The sequence below is a fragment of the Kitasatospora sp. NPDC002965 genome, assembly GCF_040611255.1.
Taxonomy (GTDB): domain Bacteria; phylum Actinomycetota; class Actinomycetes; order Streptomycetales; family Streptomycetaceae; genus Kitasatospora.
In genome coordinates this window covers 19,018-33,351 of the sequence record NZ_JBEXNT010000025.1, presented here as the reverse complement: position 1 = coordinate 33,351, position 14,334 = coordinate 19,018, and the positions used below count along the sequence as shown (strand labels likewise).

Below are 14,334 nucleotides of genomic sequence, written 5' to 3'. Positions count from 1 at the left end.
TCCGGCCGGGGATGATCTGATGGGGCTGTGCGCAGACCCACTCTCACCCCGCGGCAGGAAGACCGGGCGATCGCGGTCTTCGGGCTGCTCGGCGGGCTGTTCCTGATCTCCGTCAAGGTCTACGACGGCTCCGAGCACGTCGCCCGCTGGGCGGTCGTCCCGCCGCTGGTGGTGATGGCCTCGCTGGAGCTGGTCCGCCGGAGCAGGCCGGTCCTCATCGCGACGGTCGGCGGGATCGTCTTCGCGGTCAGCATCTTCAACGGCGCGCTCCTGGCGACCACCCTGATGTACACCGACCTGCTGTACGCCGCGGTGCTCTACGGCAACCCGAAGATGTCGCGGGTGCTGCACCTGACCGGTGCGGCCTCGGTGCTGGTGCTGTCCACCCTGGTGCTGATCTACAGCGACGCGCCGACGGCCGTGGCCGTCGTGGTGCTGACCACGCTGGTCTACCTGGCGCCGGTCTGGACCGGCGACATCGTGCGCAAGCACCGCGAGGAGGCGGAGTCCCAGCGGCTGCGGGCCGAGCAGACCGCGCTGCTCTCCGAGATGGACCGGCGGGAGGCCGTCGTCGTCGAACGGGCCCGGATGGCGCGGGAGTTGCACGACGTGGTGGCGAACCACCTGTCGGCCATCGCGATCCACGCCACCGGCGCGCAGTCGGTCGCCCGGCGCCAGCGGCGTCCGGAGGACGATCCGCTGGTGGAGGTGCTGGGAGTGATCCGGGAGAACAGCGTCCAGGGATTGACCGAAATGCGCCGCATCATCGGCCTGTTGCGGGACAGCGGCGGGGGAGAGGCCGACGCGTCGTACGCCGCGCCCGACCTGGACGCGGTGGACGCGCTGCTGGCGAAGGCCCGGGCGGCCGGGCAGGACGTCGGGCTGGGCTTCGAGCTCACCGAGCGTGGCGACCGCGGCTCGCTGCCGGTGCCGGTGGGTCTGGCCGCGTACCGGATCGTCCAGGAGTCGCTGACCAACGCGCTCAAGCACGCGGGGCCGGGCGAGGTCCGGGTGCTGCTGGAGTTCCTGCCGGAGGAGCTGCGGATCGTGGTGTCGAGCCCGTTCCGCCGCGGCGCGGGGCAGTCGCTGCCCGGTGCGCGGGCCGGGCTGGTCGGCATGGCCGAGCGGGCCTCGCTGCTGGGAGGCGGCTTCGAGGCCGGTCCGGAGGGCGAGTGCTGGACCGTCCGGGCGGTGCTGCCGCGGGCGCTGGTGACCGAGGGAGAGGGAGGGCGGGCATGACGATCCGGGTGCTGGTGGCGGAGGACCAGGCGGCCGTGCGGGCGGCGCTGGTGATGATCCTGCGGGCGGAGCCGGACCTGGAGGTGGTCGGGCAGGCCGCGGACGGCGAGGAGGCCGTCCGGCTGGCGCTGGAGCTGCGGCCGGACGTGGTCCTGATGGACGTCCAGATGCCCCGGCTGGACGGCGTGTCGGCGACCCGCGAGGTGGTGGCGGCCGGAGCGGCCCAGGTGCTGGTGCTGACCACCTTCGACCTCGACGAGTACGTCTACGGGGCGCTGCGGGCCGGGGCGGCCGGGTTCCTGCTGAAGGACCTGGAGGCGGACACCCTGGTCGAGGGGATCCGGACGGTGGCGCGCGGGGACGGCATGCTGGCCCCCTCGGTGACCCGGCGGCTGATCGGCACCTTCGCCCGTCCGGAGCGTCAGGTGGGGCCGGCGGTCCGGGCGGCGGTGACGGGGCTGACCCCGCGGGAGCGTGAGGTGCTCACCCTGATCGGTGCGGGCCTGCCGAACGGTGAGATCGCCCGGCGGCTGGAGATGGCGGAGGCGACCACCAAGACGCACGTCAGCCGGATCCTGGCGAAGCTGGGTCTGCGCAGCCGGGTGCAGGCGGCGATCCTCGCCCAGGACCTTGGGCTGACGATCTGATCAGCTGACCTTCTCGCCTGCTCGGGTCCGGCGCAGATCACACCTTCGGATCGCCCCATGTCGACCGTTCGGGCACTAAAGTCCGGCCCATGAGCGACGCGGCTCGGCGCCGGTGATCCCTGCCCTGAGCCGCCTTCAGGGCCCGCCCGCCAGGGCGGCGACGGCATCGGGAGACCAAGCCATGAGCAATGTGTCCAGTAAGCGGATCGCCGTGATCGGTGCCGGCCTGATGGGCGCCGGCATCGCCCAGGTCTCCGCGCAGGCAGGGCACCCCGTGGTCCTGCGCGACGTCACCGAGGAGGCGCTCCTGCGCGGCCTCGCGGGCATCCGCGCCTCGTACGACAAGTTCGTCTCCAAGGGGCGGCTGACCGCCGAGGACGCCGAGGCGGCGCTCGGCCGGATCACCACCACCACCGACCTGGACGCGGTCTCCGAGGCCGACATCGTGGTCGAGGCGGTCTTCGAGCGGCTGGACGTCAAGGAGGGCGTCTTCAAGGAGCTCGACAAGCTCGCCAAGCCGGGTGCGGTGCTCGCCTCCAACACCTCCGCCATCCCGATCACCCGCATCGCCGCCGCCACCGGCCGCCCGGAGTCGGTCGTCGGCGTGCACTTCTTCTCCCCCGTGCCGCTGATGAAGCTGGTCGAGCTGGTCCGCGGCTACAAGACCAGCGACGAGACGCTGGCCACCGCCCGGGCCTTCGCCGAGGGCGTCGGCAAGGACGTCGTGGTGGTCAACCGCGACGTGGCCGGCTTCGTCACGACCCGTCTGATCACCGCGCTGGTCGTCGAGGCCGCCAAGCTGTACGAGTCGGGCGTCGCCAGCGCCGAGGACATCGACGCCGCCTGCCGGCTCGGCTTCGGCCACCCGATGGGCCCGCTGGAGACCGCCGACCTGACCGGCGTGGACATCCTGCTGCACGCCGCGCGGAACATCTACGAGGAGACCCAGGACGAGAAGTTCGCCGCCCCCGAGATCATGGCCCGCATGGTCACCGCCGGCGACCTGGGCCGCAAGAGCGGCCGCGGCTTCTACCCGTACCCGGCCAAGTGACCGGTCGGCGCCGCTGAGCCCGCGGGCCGTGCGGTCGGAGCACCGCACGGCCCCGCTCCGGGGTGGGTGAGTTTCCTCACGCCGGTGTCGCAGACGGGTGATTTGGGCGGTAATCGAGCGTAGGTGTGGAGAGTTCCTGCGTATATTCCCTCGGACGAGTGAAGTTGCTTCAGATCTGGCCGGAACCAGCAACCCGCGGGGCTGGTTCGCCGTCAGATGAGGGGGAACCCGGGATTCCGGCCGGGGCCGGGCGTGGGGCCGAAGGCCCGCCCGAATCGACACCGTCATCGATACCGACATCGACCACCGACCGACACCGACACCCCCGCATCCTGACCCGGCACGGCCGGGGCGGACGCAGCGGGACGACCCCGACCAGATCCGCCACGCAGGTCCGCCACGCGGAGGAGGAGAGCATGCGCATCACCGGCAACCACGTGGCGCTGGCCATCGAAGGCCGCCTCGACGTGCGCACCGCCGCCGACGCGCGGGCCCGGCTGCACCAGGCCGTCGACGGCGGCCTGGGCGACCTCGTGCTCGACCTCGCCCGGCTGGAGTTCTGGGACGCCACCGGCCTCGGCGTGATCATGGGCACCCACCGCCGGGCCGGCCGGATCGGCCGCCGCCTGGTGCTCCGCTCCGTCCCGGCCCAGCTCCAGCGGCTGCTGGTGGCCACCCGGCTGCACCGGATCCTCGCCGTCGAGGGCATGATCGCCGAACCCCGCGGCGCCACCCTGCCGGTGCTCTGACCGGCGGTCGCGCGGCCGCGGACGCCCGGCGCCGGGAGGCCGCTGTGCGGGCGGGCGCGGATGTGCGAGAGTCTGGCGTCAGGAAACGGCCGCCGGGGCCGAGCCCGGCCCCCCGGCCTTCGACCGGGAGGTGCCCCCGGTCCGCGGGCGGCCGGACGAAGTCGTCGGCGCGAGCGTGGGGCGGAGCAGATCGTGGGACAGCCATCCGGTGAGTTCCGGCAGGAGGCCGTACGGGCCCGGAGCGGTGAGCTGGTCACCGGCGGGCTGCTGGTGACCGTCGGCACCCCGGAGGGATCCGAGGTGCGCCCCTGCCCCGACGAGTGGCGCCCCAGCCCCCGCCGGACCGAGCGCAGCGGCCCCGCCCGCGGCCCGTCCGGTGACGCCGGCCGCCAGGTCGGTCCGCTCGCCCTCGGCGCCGGGCCCGCCGACCTGCCGCTGCTCGACCGCGAGGCCGACGTCGCCCAGCTGCTCGGCCTGCTCGCCGAGGGCCGCTCCATACGCCTGGTCGGCCAGGCCGGATCCGGCCGCAGCGCCCTGCTGTCGGCCGTCGCCGAGTCGGCCGGCGACCTCGCCCCCGGCGGCGTCGTCCAGCTCTGCGGCCACCGCCGCACCGCCGCCGACCTGCTCCAGGACCTCTTCGCGGCCACCCACCACGCCCCCGGCTTCCGCCCCGACCCGGCCCAGCTCGCCGAGCACCTCGCCCGGGTCGGCGCGATCGTCGTCGTCGACGAGGTGGAGCCCTCCGGGCCGGAGCTGGAGCAGTTCCTCGCCGCCGCGCCCGACTGCGCCTTCCTGATCTCCGTCGCCCCCGACAGCCCGCAGCTGACGCCGGACTCGCGGCTCCGCGACCACCTGGTCGCCGGCCTCTCCCGGCCGGCCTGCCTGGCACTCGCCGCCCGGCTGGCCGGGCGGCCCCTGGACGCGGCCGAGAAGGCCTGGGCGGTGGACCTCTGGTTCGAGTCCGAGGGCCTGCCGCTGCGGTTCGTCCAGGCCGCCGCGCTGCTGCGGCAGCGGGACGTCGCGGTGGACGCCCTGGTCGCCGCCGAGGACGACCGCATGGACGTCTTCGGAGCAGTCCGGGAGCCGGTCCACGACCCCGACCCGGCGGTCCGTGAAGCCGCGCTGCGCGGGAACGTCCCGCTGCCCTCCGTCGCCGAGTCCACGCTCCCCGCCGTCCGACTCGCCGAGGGCCTAGGGGAGACCGCCCAGGCCGTACTGCGGCTCGCCGTGGCGCTCGGCGGCGAGTGCCCGACCGCCCCGCACCTGCCCGCGCTGATCGACGTCGGCCAGGGCGAGAACGCGCTCGCCGAGCTCGCCGACGCGGGGCTCGCCGTCTCCATCGGCGGCCACCACCGGCTCACCGCCGGGGCGCTGGAGCTGCTCGCCCCGCACTGGCCCGCCCGCGGCAGCGTCGACGGCGCCGCGCAGCACTTCGCCTGGTGGGTCGGCCACTCCTCGGTCTCGCTGGCGCAGATCGCCGCCGAGGCCGAGGTGGTGATCGGCGTACTCCTGGCCGACCGGGCCGCGGGACGGCACGCCTCCGTACTGCGGCTGGCCCGGGCGGCCGCCCCGGCACTGGCGCTGGCGCTGCGCTGGGGGGCCTGGGAACGCGCCCTGCAACTGGGTCTGGAAGCCGCCCGGAAGGCCGGCGCGCGGGTCGACGAGGCGTGGTTCCACCACGAGTTGGGCGTCTACGCGATCTGCGTGCGGGAACCCGGCCGGGCCACGGCCGAGTTGGAGGCCGCACTCGCCCTGCGGGCCGCCCTCGGCGAGCAGCGCGGGGCGGCCGGCGCCCGGCGGATGCTCGACCTGCTGCGCGCCGACGGCCGGCAGCTGCCGCCCGCCGCGCCGGCCGGCTCCGGGTCCGCCCGCCGGCCCGTCATCCGGGCCATCGCCCAGGTGCCCCTGCGGCTCAGGGCCACCACCACGGGCCCCGGCCGCACCAGGCGCACGGTGATCGCCGCCTCGGCAGCCGTGCTCGCGCTGGGCGTCCTCGGTACGGCGGTCGCGATGACGGCCGACGGGGAGCCGAAGGGAACGGATCCGCACAGCAGCAGCGACGACGGCTCCCTGCCGACCGGCACCCGGCCGTCGCCCCGCTCCGGCAGCCCCCGGCCGACCGCCTCGGGGCCCTCCTCCACGGCCGCGCCCGAGACCTCCGCCCCGACGGCCGCGCCCACGGCCGAGGAGCCCGAGGACGGGCCCTCGACGGGCGCTTCGCGGTCACGGTCGGCCTCGCCGTCGGCGTCGAAGCGGCCGAGCCGGTCGCCGAGCACGGGGACGACGAGCACCGCCCCGCAGTCCACGGCCCCGGGCCAGTCGCAGTCGGCGGGCGGCGCGGGGGGAACGGGCGGGAACCCGCCGCCCCCGGGCGGCGGCACGGGCGGCGGAGGCGGCACCGGCGGGAACGGCACCACGAACGGGGGAACGGCGGGCGGAGGGTCCACGCAGCCCCCCGGAGGCGGCACGCCGCCGACCACCCAGCCCCCGGCGACCCCGACGCCCGTCCCGACGACAACGGTCCCCTCGACCACGACGACGCCGCCGGACTCGGGGAGTCCGACGGCGTCCACGACGTCCGCGTCGCCGACCGGCTGACCGGTCGGCGACGCCGGGTCGATCGGGTCGATCGGGTCGGGTCGGCGGGTCGGGTCAGGTCAGGTGCGGGTCAGAACAGCTTCAGCTTGTCGTCGTCGATGCCGCGCAGCGCGTCGTAGTCCAGGACCACGCAGCCGATGCCCCGGTCGGTGGCCAGCACACGGGCCTGCGGCTTGATCTCCTGCGCGGCGAAGACGCCCTTCACCGGGGCCAGCAGGGGGTCCCGGTTGAGCAGTTCCAGATAGCGGGTGAGCTGTTCCACACCGTCGATCTCGCCGCGCCGCTTGATCTCGATGGCGACGGTCGCGCCGTCCGAGTCGCGGCAGAGGATGTCGACCGGTCCGATCGCGGTGGGGTACTCGCGGCGGATCAGGGACCAGCCGGCGCCGAGCACCTCCATCCGGTCCGCGAGCAGCTCCTGGAGGTGTGCCTCGACACCGTCCTTGATCAGACCCGGGTCCACTCCGAGTTCGTGGGACGAGTCGTGCAGCACCTCCTCCAGCGTGATGATGAGCTTCTCGCCGGCCTTGTTCTCCACCGTCCAGACCCCGTCGGCGACCTTGAGGGCGCACGGCGGGGACATCCAGTTGAGCGGCTTGTAGGCGCGGTCGTCGGCGTGGATGCTGACGCTGCCGTCGGCCTTGACCAGGATGAGCCTGGTGGCGGAGGGCAGATGGGCGGAGAGCCGACCGGCATAGTCGACTGAGCAGCGGGCAATTACGAGACGCACGGTCGACCACGCTAGCCCACCGGGGCCAGTTGATGCGATTCCGCGACGGCCGGGTGAAGAATCCGCGAACCCCGCGAACATGGATGCCCTGCGATCCCTCGAAAGCCTGTCGGCACCCTGGCGGCCACCACCATTGGCAGCTACGGTGTGTGACGGCTTGCTTGCGGGATCGCTGTCAACGGGGATGGAGACTTCAGATGAACGATCCGACGGGATCCGGCCAATCTGGTGCACCGGGGCTCATTCCCGGAGCAATCAGCCGGAACCACCGGTCCGGTCCGCCGTTGACTGCCACGCTGTTCTGAGCGGTTGGCGCCCCCGACCACGTCCCTCAACGGGTCCTCGGCGCCCCCGCCTCGGCGCGGTGCCGGAAACACGGCCGTCCGACGGCGTCACACCCGTCCGACGGTGTTCCGGACATCCCGCGCTTCACCCTCACCCTCACCCTCAGCTCGGACTTGGACTACGCACCACCACCCGTGCGCCGCGCGGGTGGACCGCGAGAGGAGAATCCATGTCGCTCGACGTCTCACCGGCCCTGCTGGAGAAGGCCGAGCGGGACGAGGTCGACGAGCGGGAGTTCGTCGACTGCGTCCGCGTCTCCCTGCCGTACGCCTGGGACCTGATCAGCTCGCTGGTCGCCCAGGCGAAGGTCGACGGCACCGACTTCGCCGACAACCAGGTACCTCCGCCCAGCGAGCAGGCCCGTGGCCAGCTCCTTCGGGCGCTCGCCAGTGACGCCATCCGGGGTGCCCTGCAGCGGCATTTCGGTGTCCAGCTGGCCTTCCAGAACTGTCACCGGGTGGCGGTCTTCGTGCCGTCGTCCGCCAACAAGAAGCGGTACGAGCGGTTCACCTCCGTTCGGGCGCAGCTGCTCAACCAGTCCGAGGAACTGCGGGACTGCTGAGCACCGGTCGGCTCGCGCCGGATACGCCACCGGGCCGCCCGCCCCCACGAAGGGGGACGGGCGGCCCGGGCCGTGTTGTCGCCCGCTCGCCTCCGGGCCGCTTCGGTCCGGTGCCGACGGTCGGCGCTCCCGCGCTCCTTCGTCGCTTCCTCGCTTCTCCCTTTCGGCACCGGCGCGGTCCTTCGGCTCGGGGCGGGTGTCGCCCGCTCGCCTTGGGCCTGCTCGGGGCGGGTGTCGCCCGCTCGCCTCCGGGTTGCTTCGGTTCGGTGCGCGCGGCCGGGTCCGACCGGCCTCAGCTCAGTTGCGGCAGCACCTCGGAGCCCAGCCGGGCGATGTTGTGCAGGGTGGCCTCGTGGTCGCCGCTTCCCTCGGCGAGCAGCGCGAAGCGGCGGATGCCGGTCCTTTCGGCGGTGGCCAGCAGCCGGTCCGCGCACTGCTTCGGCGTGCCCACCGCGTGCAGGTCGCAGAGGAGTTCGGTGTACTCGCGGGGGTCGCGCATCTTGCGTTCCCGGCCGTCCACCGTGCGGTGGGCGCCGAGCCCGTACTCGAACCACCCGGGCATCGCGCGCAGCAGGGTGGCCCGGGCCGCCGAGGTCCGGTCGTCCACCTGGGCCACGCCGGCCGCGACGTGCTGGCGGCCGACCCGCCGCAGCTGCTCCTCGCTGCGCCCGGCGGCCAGCCAGGCGGAACGATACAGCTCCAGCATGTGCAGCTTGTCGTCGTCGCCGGAGTGCATGCCGAGCAGCATCGGCAGGCCGCGTTCGGCGGCGTTCCGCACCCCGCCCGGCGAGGTGCAGGCGACCACCACCGGCGGGCCGGCGACCGGTCGGCCGGCGGCGGTGAGCTCCTCGCCGGGGCCGTCGGCGTCCTGACGCTGGCGGGGGAACCGGAGCAGTCCGCTGCGTTCGTCGACGCCGAGCCAGGCGCCGAGGTCGGGGCGGCGGGGCGGCTCGGTGGCCCGGGGCACCACGGCCACTTCGGGGAACTCGAACTGCGGTCCGGACGCGCCCACCCGGGAGCCGCGCAGCCAGCGCAGCAGCAGGTCGAGCCGTTCCGGGAACCCTTGCTCGAAGGCCTCCACGCCGCCACCGAACACGTCCAGGTCGATCCAGGGCCCGCCGCGCCCCACGCCGAGCGTGAACCGCCCGCCGGACGTGAGGTGGAGCAGCGCGGCCTGTTCGCCGAGGGCCACCGGGTGGGCGGTGGAGAGCACGCTGACCGCCGTCCCGATGCCGATCCGCCGGGTGCGGCCGAGCAGCAGCGCGGCCAGGGTGGCGGCGTTCGGGCAGACCCCGTACGGGACGAAGTGGTGTTCGGCGAGCCAGACGCTGTCCAGCCCCGCGCGTTCGGCCTCGACGGCGGCGCGGACGGTGCGGTCCAGCGCCTCGCCGTGGGTCTGGCCCGGGAACTGTGCGGAGAGCAGGAAGGCGCCGACGAGCACGGGAGCGGTGTCCGCGGGTGCGGCACCGGCCCGTTGGACGGTCGGCAGGGGAGTGCCGGCGGTGCCCGTCGCGGCGGTGGTGGTCAGCGCCGGGCCGGGTGCCGGCGGGCGGACCCCGACGGGTCGGCGGGTCTCGGCGCGGGCGCTGGTTCTGGTCATACTGAGAGCCTCCTCGGGTGCGCGCAGGGTCTGCGGGCCCCGCCTGTCCCCTCGTGAGTAGCCCATGTCATGTGCCAATGGCACGCCGAACCACCAATTTCCCAGAAGAACGGGTGGATATCACGGGAAACACCGGAGCACGGTCCGATGCCGTGATAGAGACCCGGCGGGCGGCCCCCGGCCGTAGGCTTGAACGGTTCCGCGACCACCGTAGAGAGGTAGCCCGCCGTGTCGCCCCGCCGTAACCGGATCAAGATCGCAGCCGACCGCGAGCCGGCCGAGCAGGCCGCCCCGCCGGGGGGTGCGCTGCGCCGCACCGACAACTACCAGGGCGAGGACTGGGTGGTGCAGACGGTGGCGGGTACGGCGGGCCGGCACTACCGCTGCCCGGGGTGCGACCAGGAGATCCCGCCCGGTGTCGGCCATGTGGTGGCCTGGCCGATGCACGGCGCGGGGGTGGACGACCGCCGGCACTGGCACCGGGCGTGCTGGGGCGCCAGGGAGCGCCGGGCCTCGAACCTGCTCCGCGGCCGCGGCGCGCCCCGGTACTGACGGCGACGCCCCTTCCCCCCGGCCGGCCGCGGCTCGGGAGGGGAAGGGGCGTGGACCGTGCGGGGGCGGCGGTGGAGGCGGCGCGCGCCGTCAGGCGTCCCGCCGCTTCAGCACCAGCGCGCCGCCGACCAGGGCGGCGACCGTCCAGGCCAGGCAGATGAGGAAGCCGGCCCACGGCCCGTACGGCTGGCCGTTCTGCTCGTACACCAGCATCATCCGGGAGCCCGCGTAGTCGGGGAAGTAGTGGGCCAGCGTCTTGACCTTCGGCACCGCCGACAGGATCGGCGAGAGCAGGAAGAAGAACGGGACCAGCACGCCCAGCGCCAGCGTCTGGTTGTGCAGCATCGCGGTGACGCCGGCCGAGAAGAGGCAGAGCATCGTCAGGTAGAGCGCGGCCCCGAACACCGCGCGCAGGACGTTCGGTTCGCCGAGGTCGGTGGAGTGGTCGCCGAGCAGGGCCTGGCCGACGAAGAAGGTGAGGAACGCCGTCACCAGCGAGACCGCCAGGGCGAGTCCGCCGAGCACCACCGCCTTGCCGGTGAGGAGCGTGCCGCGCTGGGGGACGGCGGCCAGGGTGACCCGGATCATCCCGGTGCTGTACTCGTTGCCGACCGCCAGCACCCCGAAGACGATGATGGCCAGCTCGCCGAGGATGATGCCGGAGAAGGCGGTGCCGGTGGCGTCGAAGGGGCTGTCGTCGCTCCGGAACTCCTCGAAGTTGTTGTGGGTGAGCAGCGACAGCAGGGCGCCGATGCCGAGCGTGATCACGAAGGTCAGGGCGAGCGTCCAGATCGTCGAGCGGACGCTGCGGATCTTGGTCCACTCGGACTGCAGGATCGCGGGGAAGGACGCCATCTCAGTTCTCCTCGGTACGGGGGGCCGCCGGCTGCGCCGCCTTGCCTCCCTGCCAGTCGGCGCCCCAGACGCCGGGTGCGCCGGCCGCGTCGCGGCCCGGGCCGTCCCCGGCGTGGTACTCCACCGAGTCGGCCGTCATCTGCATGAAGGCCTCCTCCAGGGAGGCCTGCTGCGGGCTGAGTTCGTGCAGCACCACGCCCTGTGCGGCGGCCAGCTCGCCGAGTGCGGCGAGGCTGCCGTCGACGACCTCGTACGAGCCGTCCGGGCCCGGTTCGTGCCGCACTCCGGCGCCGGCCAGGACGTCGAGCAGCCGTTCGGGCTGGGGGGTGCGCAGCCGGACGGCGGAGCGGGAGTTGCGGCGGATGAACTCGGCCATCGACAGGTCGGCGAGGAGCCGGCCCCTGCCGATGACCACCAGGTGGTCGGCGGTGACGGCCATCTCGCTCATCAGGTGGGAGGAGACGAAGACGGTCCGGCCCTCGGCGGCGAGGCGCTTCATCAGGTTGCGGATCCAGAGGATGCCCTCCGGGTCGAGTCCGTTGACCGGTTCGTCGAACATGACGATCTCCGGGTCGCCGAGCAGGGCGGAGGCGATGCCGAGCCGCTGGCCCATGCCGAGCGAGAAGCCCCGGGCGCGCTTGCGGGCGACCGGGGTGAGACCGACGAGGGCGAGCGCCTCGTCGACCCGGCGGGTGGGGATGCGGTTGCTCTGGGCGAGCCAGAGCAGGTGGTCCCGGGCCGTGCGCCCCGGGTGGACGGCCTTGGCCTCCAGCAGCGCGCCGATGTACTTGAGCGGTTCGCTGAGCTGCCCGTACCGTCTGCCGTCGATGGTGACGCGCCCGCCGGTGGGCCGGTCCAGGTCGAGGATCATGCGCATGGTGGTGGACTTGCCGGCGCCGTTGGGGCCGAGGAACCCGGTGACCACGCCCTGGGGGACCTTGAAGCTCAGCCGGTCCACGGCGAGGGTCTTGCCGTAACGTTTTGTCAGCTCGTGCAACTCGATCATTCGCGCTCCCTTACTCTCCGTCAGGCTATGACAAAGGGGACAATGCGGCCCGCTGAGTGGGCCCGCCGGGCGCACCGGAATACGGTGTGCCCATGACCCAGCTCCCCTCCGCAGTGTCGGTCCGCGAGAGCGGTACCGGAACTCCCCTCGTGCTGCTGCACGCCTTTCCGCTCAACGCCGCCATGTGGTCCTCCCAACTGGACGAGCTGCCCGGACCGACCGGGGACGAGGCCCGGGTGATCGCCCCCGACCAGCGAGGCTTCGGAGGCACCGTGCTGGGCACCGACGAGCCCTCGCTGGACGCGGTCGCCGACGACGTCGCCCTGCTGCTGGACGCGGCCGGGGTCGACCGGGCGGTGCTCGGGGGCCTCTCGATGGGCGGGTACGTGGCGCTGGCCTTCGCCCGCCGCCACCCCGACCGGCTGGCGGGCCTGCTGCTGGCGAACACCAAGGCCACCGCCGACACGGAGGCCGCCCGGGCCAACCGGGAACGGATCGCCTCCGCGGTGCTGGCCCGGAACAGCGTCCGGCTGCTGCTCGACGAACGGATGGCGGCCGGTCAGCTCGGCCCGGACTCGCAGCACCTGGCCGACCGGGTGCAGACGCTGATCGCCGCCGCGCCGCCGGCCGCCGTCGCGTGGGCGCAGCGGGCCATGGCGGCCCGGCCGGAGACGCTGGACGTCCTGGCCGGGCTGCGGGTGCCGACCACGGTGGTGGCGGGTGCGGAGGACGGCCTCGTGCCGCTCGCCGAGGCGGAGCTGATGGCGCGGGCCCGGCCGGACGCGGAGCTGACGGTGCTCCCCGGGGTGGGTCACCTGAGCGCGATCGAGGCGCCGGAGGCGTTCAACGCGGCCGTGCGCCGGCTGCTGGTCCGGGTGGCCGCCGGATGAAGGACGAGCGGGAGCGCTGGGACTTCTCGGCGCTGGAGGTGACCGGCCGGATGCCGGTGACCAACCGGGGCGAGGGACTGCTCGAACTGACCCTGGAGCCACTGGGAGAGGACTACTGGATGCGTCCGGGGGAGACGTTCATCGTCTCCTCGTACGGGGACTACGGCTCGGGTCACCCGTTCGAGGTGCAGTACTGGCCCGATTCGGTGTCGGTCTGGTGCACCTCGTGGTTCGGCACCGTCTCGGACGACGACGGCAACCAACTGAGCTGCGGGCACCAGCGGCCGGACGGCGCGTACCCGCGCTGAACGCGCCCCGGGGCGGCCCGGGAGCCCCCGGCCGTCTCCCCGGGCTTCCTGGGGGCCTCCGGGGCCCCTGTGGTGCCGGCGGTCACGCCGGTCCCGGAGGCGGCCCCCGGAGGCGGCCCCCGGAAACGGGGGAGCCGGTCCCGGACAGCACGACGGGCCCCCACCCCGGAGGGTGGGGGCCCGTCGGTCAGGGCGTCAGCGCGACTGCTGGGCGGGCACGCCCAGGGAGTCGTCGCCCGGCAGCGAGGCGGCGGCCACGGCCGCGCCGGTCAGCGTCGCCAGCATCTCGCGGACGTTGGTCAGCTGGGCGTTGATGCTGTCGCGGCGGTTGGTGAGCGCCGCCAGCTCGCGCTCGGACTCGCTGCGGATCCGGTCGGCCTTGGCGTTCGCGTCGGCCACGATGTCCTCGGACTGGCGCTGGGCCGTCTCGACGGTCTGACGGGCACGGCGCTCGGCGTCGGTCCGCAGCTTCTCGGCCTCCAGGCGGAGCTGCTCGGCCCGGTGCTCGATCTCGGCCAGACGCTTCTCGGCCTTGGCCTGACGGGCGGCGAGGTCGCGCTCGGACTGCTCGCGGCGCTTGGCCAGGTTGGTCTCGAACTCCAGCGCGGCCTGGGCGGCCTTGGTGCGGGTCTCCTCGAAGAGGGCGTCCGCCTCCTCGCGCTTGTTCTGGGCGTCCTTGTTGGCCTCGGCCCGCAGCTGGGCGCTGTCGCTCTTGGCCTTGTCGACGATCCGCAGACCCTCGTCCTCCGCCTTGGCCTTGCGGTCCTTGGCGTAGTTCTCGGCCTCCGTGCGGACCTGCTGGGCGGCGGCCTCGGCCAGCTCGCGGTGCTGCTCGGCGGCGCGGTGCGCCTCGTCGCGCAGGTCCTTGGCCTCCTCCTCGGCGAGCCGCAGGATCTTCTCGACCCGGGCGCCGAGACCCGCGTACGAGGGCTCCGCCTCGGCGACCGCCGCCTGGGCGGTCTGGGTCTCCAGGTGGAGCTCCTCGATGCGCTTCTCGAGTGCGCTGATCCGGGTCAAGGCACTGTCACGGTCGGCCACCAGCTTGGTGATCCGCTCGTCGACCTGGGCGCGCTCGTACCCACGGCGCACCAGGTCGAAGCCGTGAGGGGAGTGACTGTCGCTCATGGGGTTCTGGGCTTCCTGTCGTCAAACCGCTGAGGTGGTTGAGGGAATCCTGACACGGTACCGGAGTGTCGACGGCG

The 14,334-nt window shown here is 73.8% G+C and carries 14 protein-coding genes; 9 read left to right on the top strand and 5 right to left on the bottom strand.

All coding sequences use genetic code 11. The features are described from left to right. Positions 1 to 27 precede the first annotated feature (27 nt). The 5 genes from ABZY91_RS13360 to ABZY91_RS13340 all read left to right on the top strand — a co-directional run bounded on the left by ABZY91_RS13360 (position 28) and on the right by ABZY91_RS13340 (position 6,284). Positions 28 to 1,239: a histidine kinase gene (locus ABZY91_RS13360; RefSeq protein ID WP_329948546.1), complete on the top strand. Its 1,212-nt coding sequence runs from the start codon at positions 28 to 30 to the stop codon at positions 1,237 to 1,239. Further along, positions 1,236 to 1,886: a response regulator transcription factor gene (locus ABZY91_RS13355; protein ID WP_329883007.1), complete on the top strand. Its 651-nt coding sequence runs from the start codon at positions 1,236 to 1,238 to the stop codon at positions 1,884 to 1,886. The genes ABZY91_RS13360 and ABZY91_RS13355 overlap by 4 nt, the downstream gene beginning before the upstream one ends. Before the next feature lie 181 nt (positions 1,887 to 2,067). Further along, positions 2,068 to 2,937 (top strand): 3-hydroxyacyl-CoA dehydrogenase family protein, encoded by an 870-nt coding sequence (locus ABZY91_RS13350; RefSeq protein ID WP_329883006.1) that lies wholly within the window; start codon positions 2,068 to 2,070, stop codon positions 2,935 to 2,937. Between the two features lie 416 nt (positions 2,938 to 3,353). After that, on the top strand, positions 3,354 to 3,686 hold the full coding sequence (locus ABZY91_RS13345) for an STAS domain-containing protein (protein WP_329883005.1): 333 nt from the start codon (positions 3,354 to 3,356) through the stop codon (positions 3,684 to 3,686). A gap of 192 nt (positions 3,687 to 3,878) precedes the next feature. Further along, the gene (locus tag ABZY91_RS13340; protein WP_355402132.1) at positions 3,879 to 6,284 is read left to right on the top strand and encodes an ATP-binding protein; all 2,406 of its coding nucleotides are present in this window, start codon (positions 3,879 to 3,881) and stop codon (positions 6,282 to 6,284) included. Positions 6,285 to 6,354: 70 nt separating this feature from the next. Here the strand turns inward: ABZY91_RS13340 and nucS are convergent, their stop codons facing one another. Continuing rightward, positions 6,355 to 7,014: an endonuclease NucS gene (nucS, locus tag ABZY91_RS13335; RefSeq protein ID WP_329948544.1), complete on the bottom strand. Its 660-nt coding sequence runs from the start codon at positions 7,012 to 7,014 to the stop codon at positions 6,355 to 6,357. A 514-nt stretch (positions 7,015 to 7,528) separates the two neighbouring features. On the opposite strand from nucS, the gene ABZY91_RS13330 reads away from it, so the two are divergent. After that, on the top strand, positions 7,529 to 7,921 hold the full coding sequence (locus tag ABZY91_RS13330) for an SCO5389 family protein (RefSeq protein ID WP_329883002.1): 393 nt from the start codon (positions 7,529 to 7,531) through the stop codon (positions 7,919 to 7,921). Between the two features lie 292 nt (positions 7,922 to 8,213). Here ABZY91_RS13330 and ABZY91_RS13325 read toward each other — a convergent pair whose 3' ends face one another. Next, positions 8,214 to 9,362, bottom strand: a complete 1,149-nt coding sequence (locus ABZY91_RS13325) for an LLM class flavin-dependent oxidoreductase (RefSeq protein WP_355402185.1) — start codon at positions 9,360 to 9,362, stop codon at positions 8,214 to 8,216. Positions 9,363 to 9,776: 414 nt separating this feature from the next. Here ABZY91_RS13325 and ABZY91_RS13320 point away from each other — a divergent pair, with 414 nt between their 5' ends. Next, the gene (locus tag ABZY91_RS13320; protein ID WP_329883204.1) at positions 9,777 to 10,073 is read left to right on the top strand and encodes an ATP/GTP-binding protein; all 297 of its coding nucleotides are present in this window, start codon (positions 9,777 to 9,779) and stop codon (positions 10,071 to 10,073) included. Positions 10,074 to 10,163: 90 nt separating this feature from the next. On the opposite strand, the gene ABZY91_RS13315 is transcribed toward ABZY91_RS13320, so the two are convergent. Both ABZY91_RS13315 and ABZY91_RS13310 read right to left on the bottom strand, forming a co-directional pair. Beyond that, a complete protein-coding gene (locus tag ABZY91_RS13315) occupies positions 10,164 to 10,928 on the bottom strand; it encodes an ABC transporter permease subunit (protein ID WP_355402130.1) in 765 nt (254 codons plus the stop codon). Between the two features lies 1 nt (position 10,929). Continuing rightward, positions 10,930 to 11,934 (bottom strand): ATP-binding cassette domain-containing protein, encoded by a 1,005-nt coding sequence (locus ABZY91_RS13310; RefSeq protein WP_329883000.1) that lies wholly within the window; start codon positions 11,932 to 11,934, stop codon positions 10,930 to 10,932. A gap of 92 nt (positions 11,935 to 12,026) precedes the next feature. Between ABZY91_RS13310 and ABZY91_RS13305 the strand changes: the two genes are divergently transcribed. Together ABZY91_RS13305 and ABZY91_RS13300 are read left to right on the top strand one after the other, a co-directional pair. After that, complete coding sequence (locus ABZY91_RS13305; RefSeq protein WP_329882999.1) at positions 12,027 to 12,824, top strand: alpha/beta hydrolase; 798 nt, start codon at positions 12,027 to 12,029, stop codon at positions 12,822 to 12,824. Then, complete coding sequence (locus ABZY91_RS13300; protein ID WP_329882998.1) at positions 12,821 to 13,132, top strand: hypothetical protein; 312 nt, start codon at positions 12,821 to 12,823, stop codon at positions 13,130 to 13,132. The genes ABZY91_RS13305 and ABZY91_RS13300 overlap by 4 nt, the downstream gene beginning before the upstream one ends. A 195-nt stretch (positions 13,133 to 13,327) precedes the next feature. Here the strand turns inward: ABZY91_RS13300 and ABZY91_RS13295 are convergent, their stop codons facing one another. Beyond that, positions 13,328 to 14,257: a cellulose-binding protein gene (locus ABZY91_RS13295; protein ID WP_327680760.1), complete on the bottom strand. Its 930-nt coding sequence runs from the start codon at positions 14,255 to 14,257 to the stop codon at positions 13,328 to 13,330. Positions 14,258 to 14,334: the final 77 nt, after the last annotated feature.

What these genes read in the sequence shown, in the direction of transcription:
- ABZY91_RS13355 (WP_329883007.1), top strand. Translation starts at nt 1,236, where the DNA reads ATGACGATCCGGGTGCTGGTGGCGGAGGACCAGGCGGCCGTGCGGGCG.
- ABZY91_RS13350 (WP_329883006.1), top strand. Translation starts at nt 2,068, where the DNA reads ATGAGCAATGTGTCCAGTAAGCGGATCGCCGTGATCGGTGCCGGCCTG.
- ABZY91_RS13345 (WP_329883005.1), top strand. Translation starts at nt 3,354, where the DNA reads ATGCGCATCACCGGCAACCACGTGGCGCTGGCCATCGAAGGCCGCCTC.
- ABZY91_RS13330 (WP_329883002.1), top strand. Translation starts at nt 7,529, where the DNA reads ATGTCGCTCGACGTCTCACCGGCCCTGCTGGAGAAGGCCGAGCGGGAC.
- ABZY91_RS13315 (WP_355402130.1), bottom strand. Translation starts at nt 10,928, where the DNA reads ATGGCGTCCTTCCCCGCGATCCTGCAGTCCGAGTGGACCAAGATCCGC.
- ABZY91_RS13310 (WP_329883000.1), bottom strand. Translation starts at nt 11,934, where the DNA reads ATGATCGAGTTGCACGAGCTGACAAAACGTTACGGCAAGACCCTCGCC.
- ABZY91_RS13305 (WP_329882999.1), top strand. Translation starts at nt 12,027, where the DNA reads ATGACCCAGCTCCCCTCCGCAGTGTCGGTCCGCGAGAGCGGTACCGGA.
- ABZY91_RS13300 (WP_329882998.1), top strand. Translation starts at nt 12,821, where the DNA reads ATGAAGGACGAGCGGGAGCGCTGGGACTTCTCGGCGCTGGAGGTGACC.
- ABZY91_RS13295 (WP_327680760.1), bottom strand. Translation starts at nt 14,257, where the DNA reads ATGAGCGACAGTCACTCCCCTCACGGCTTCGACCTGGTGCGCCGTGGG.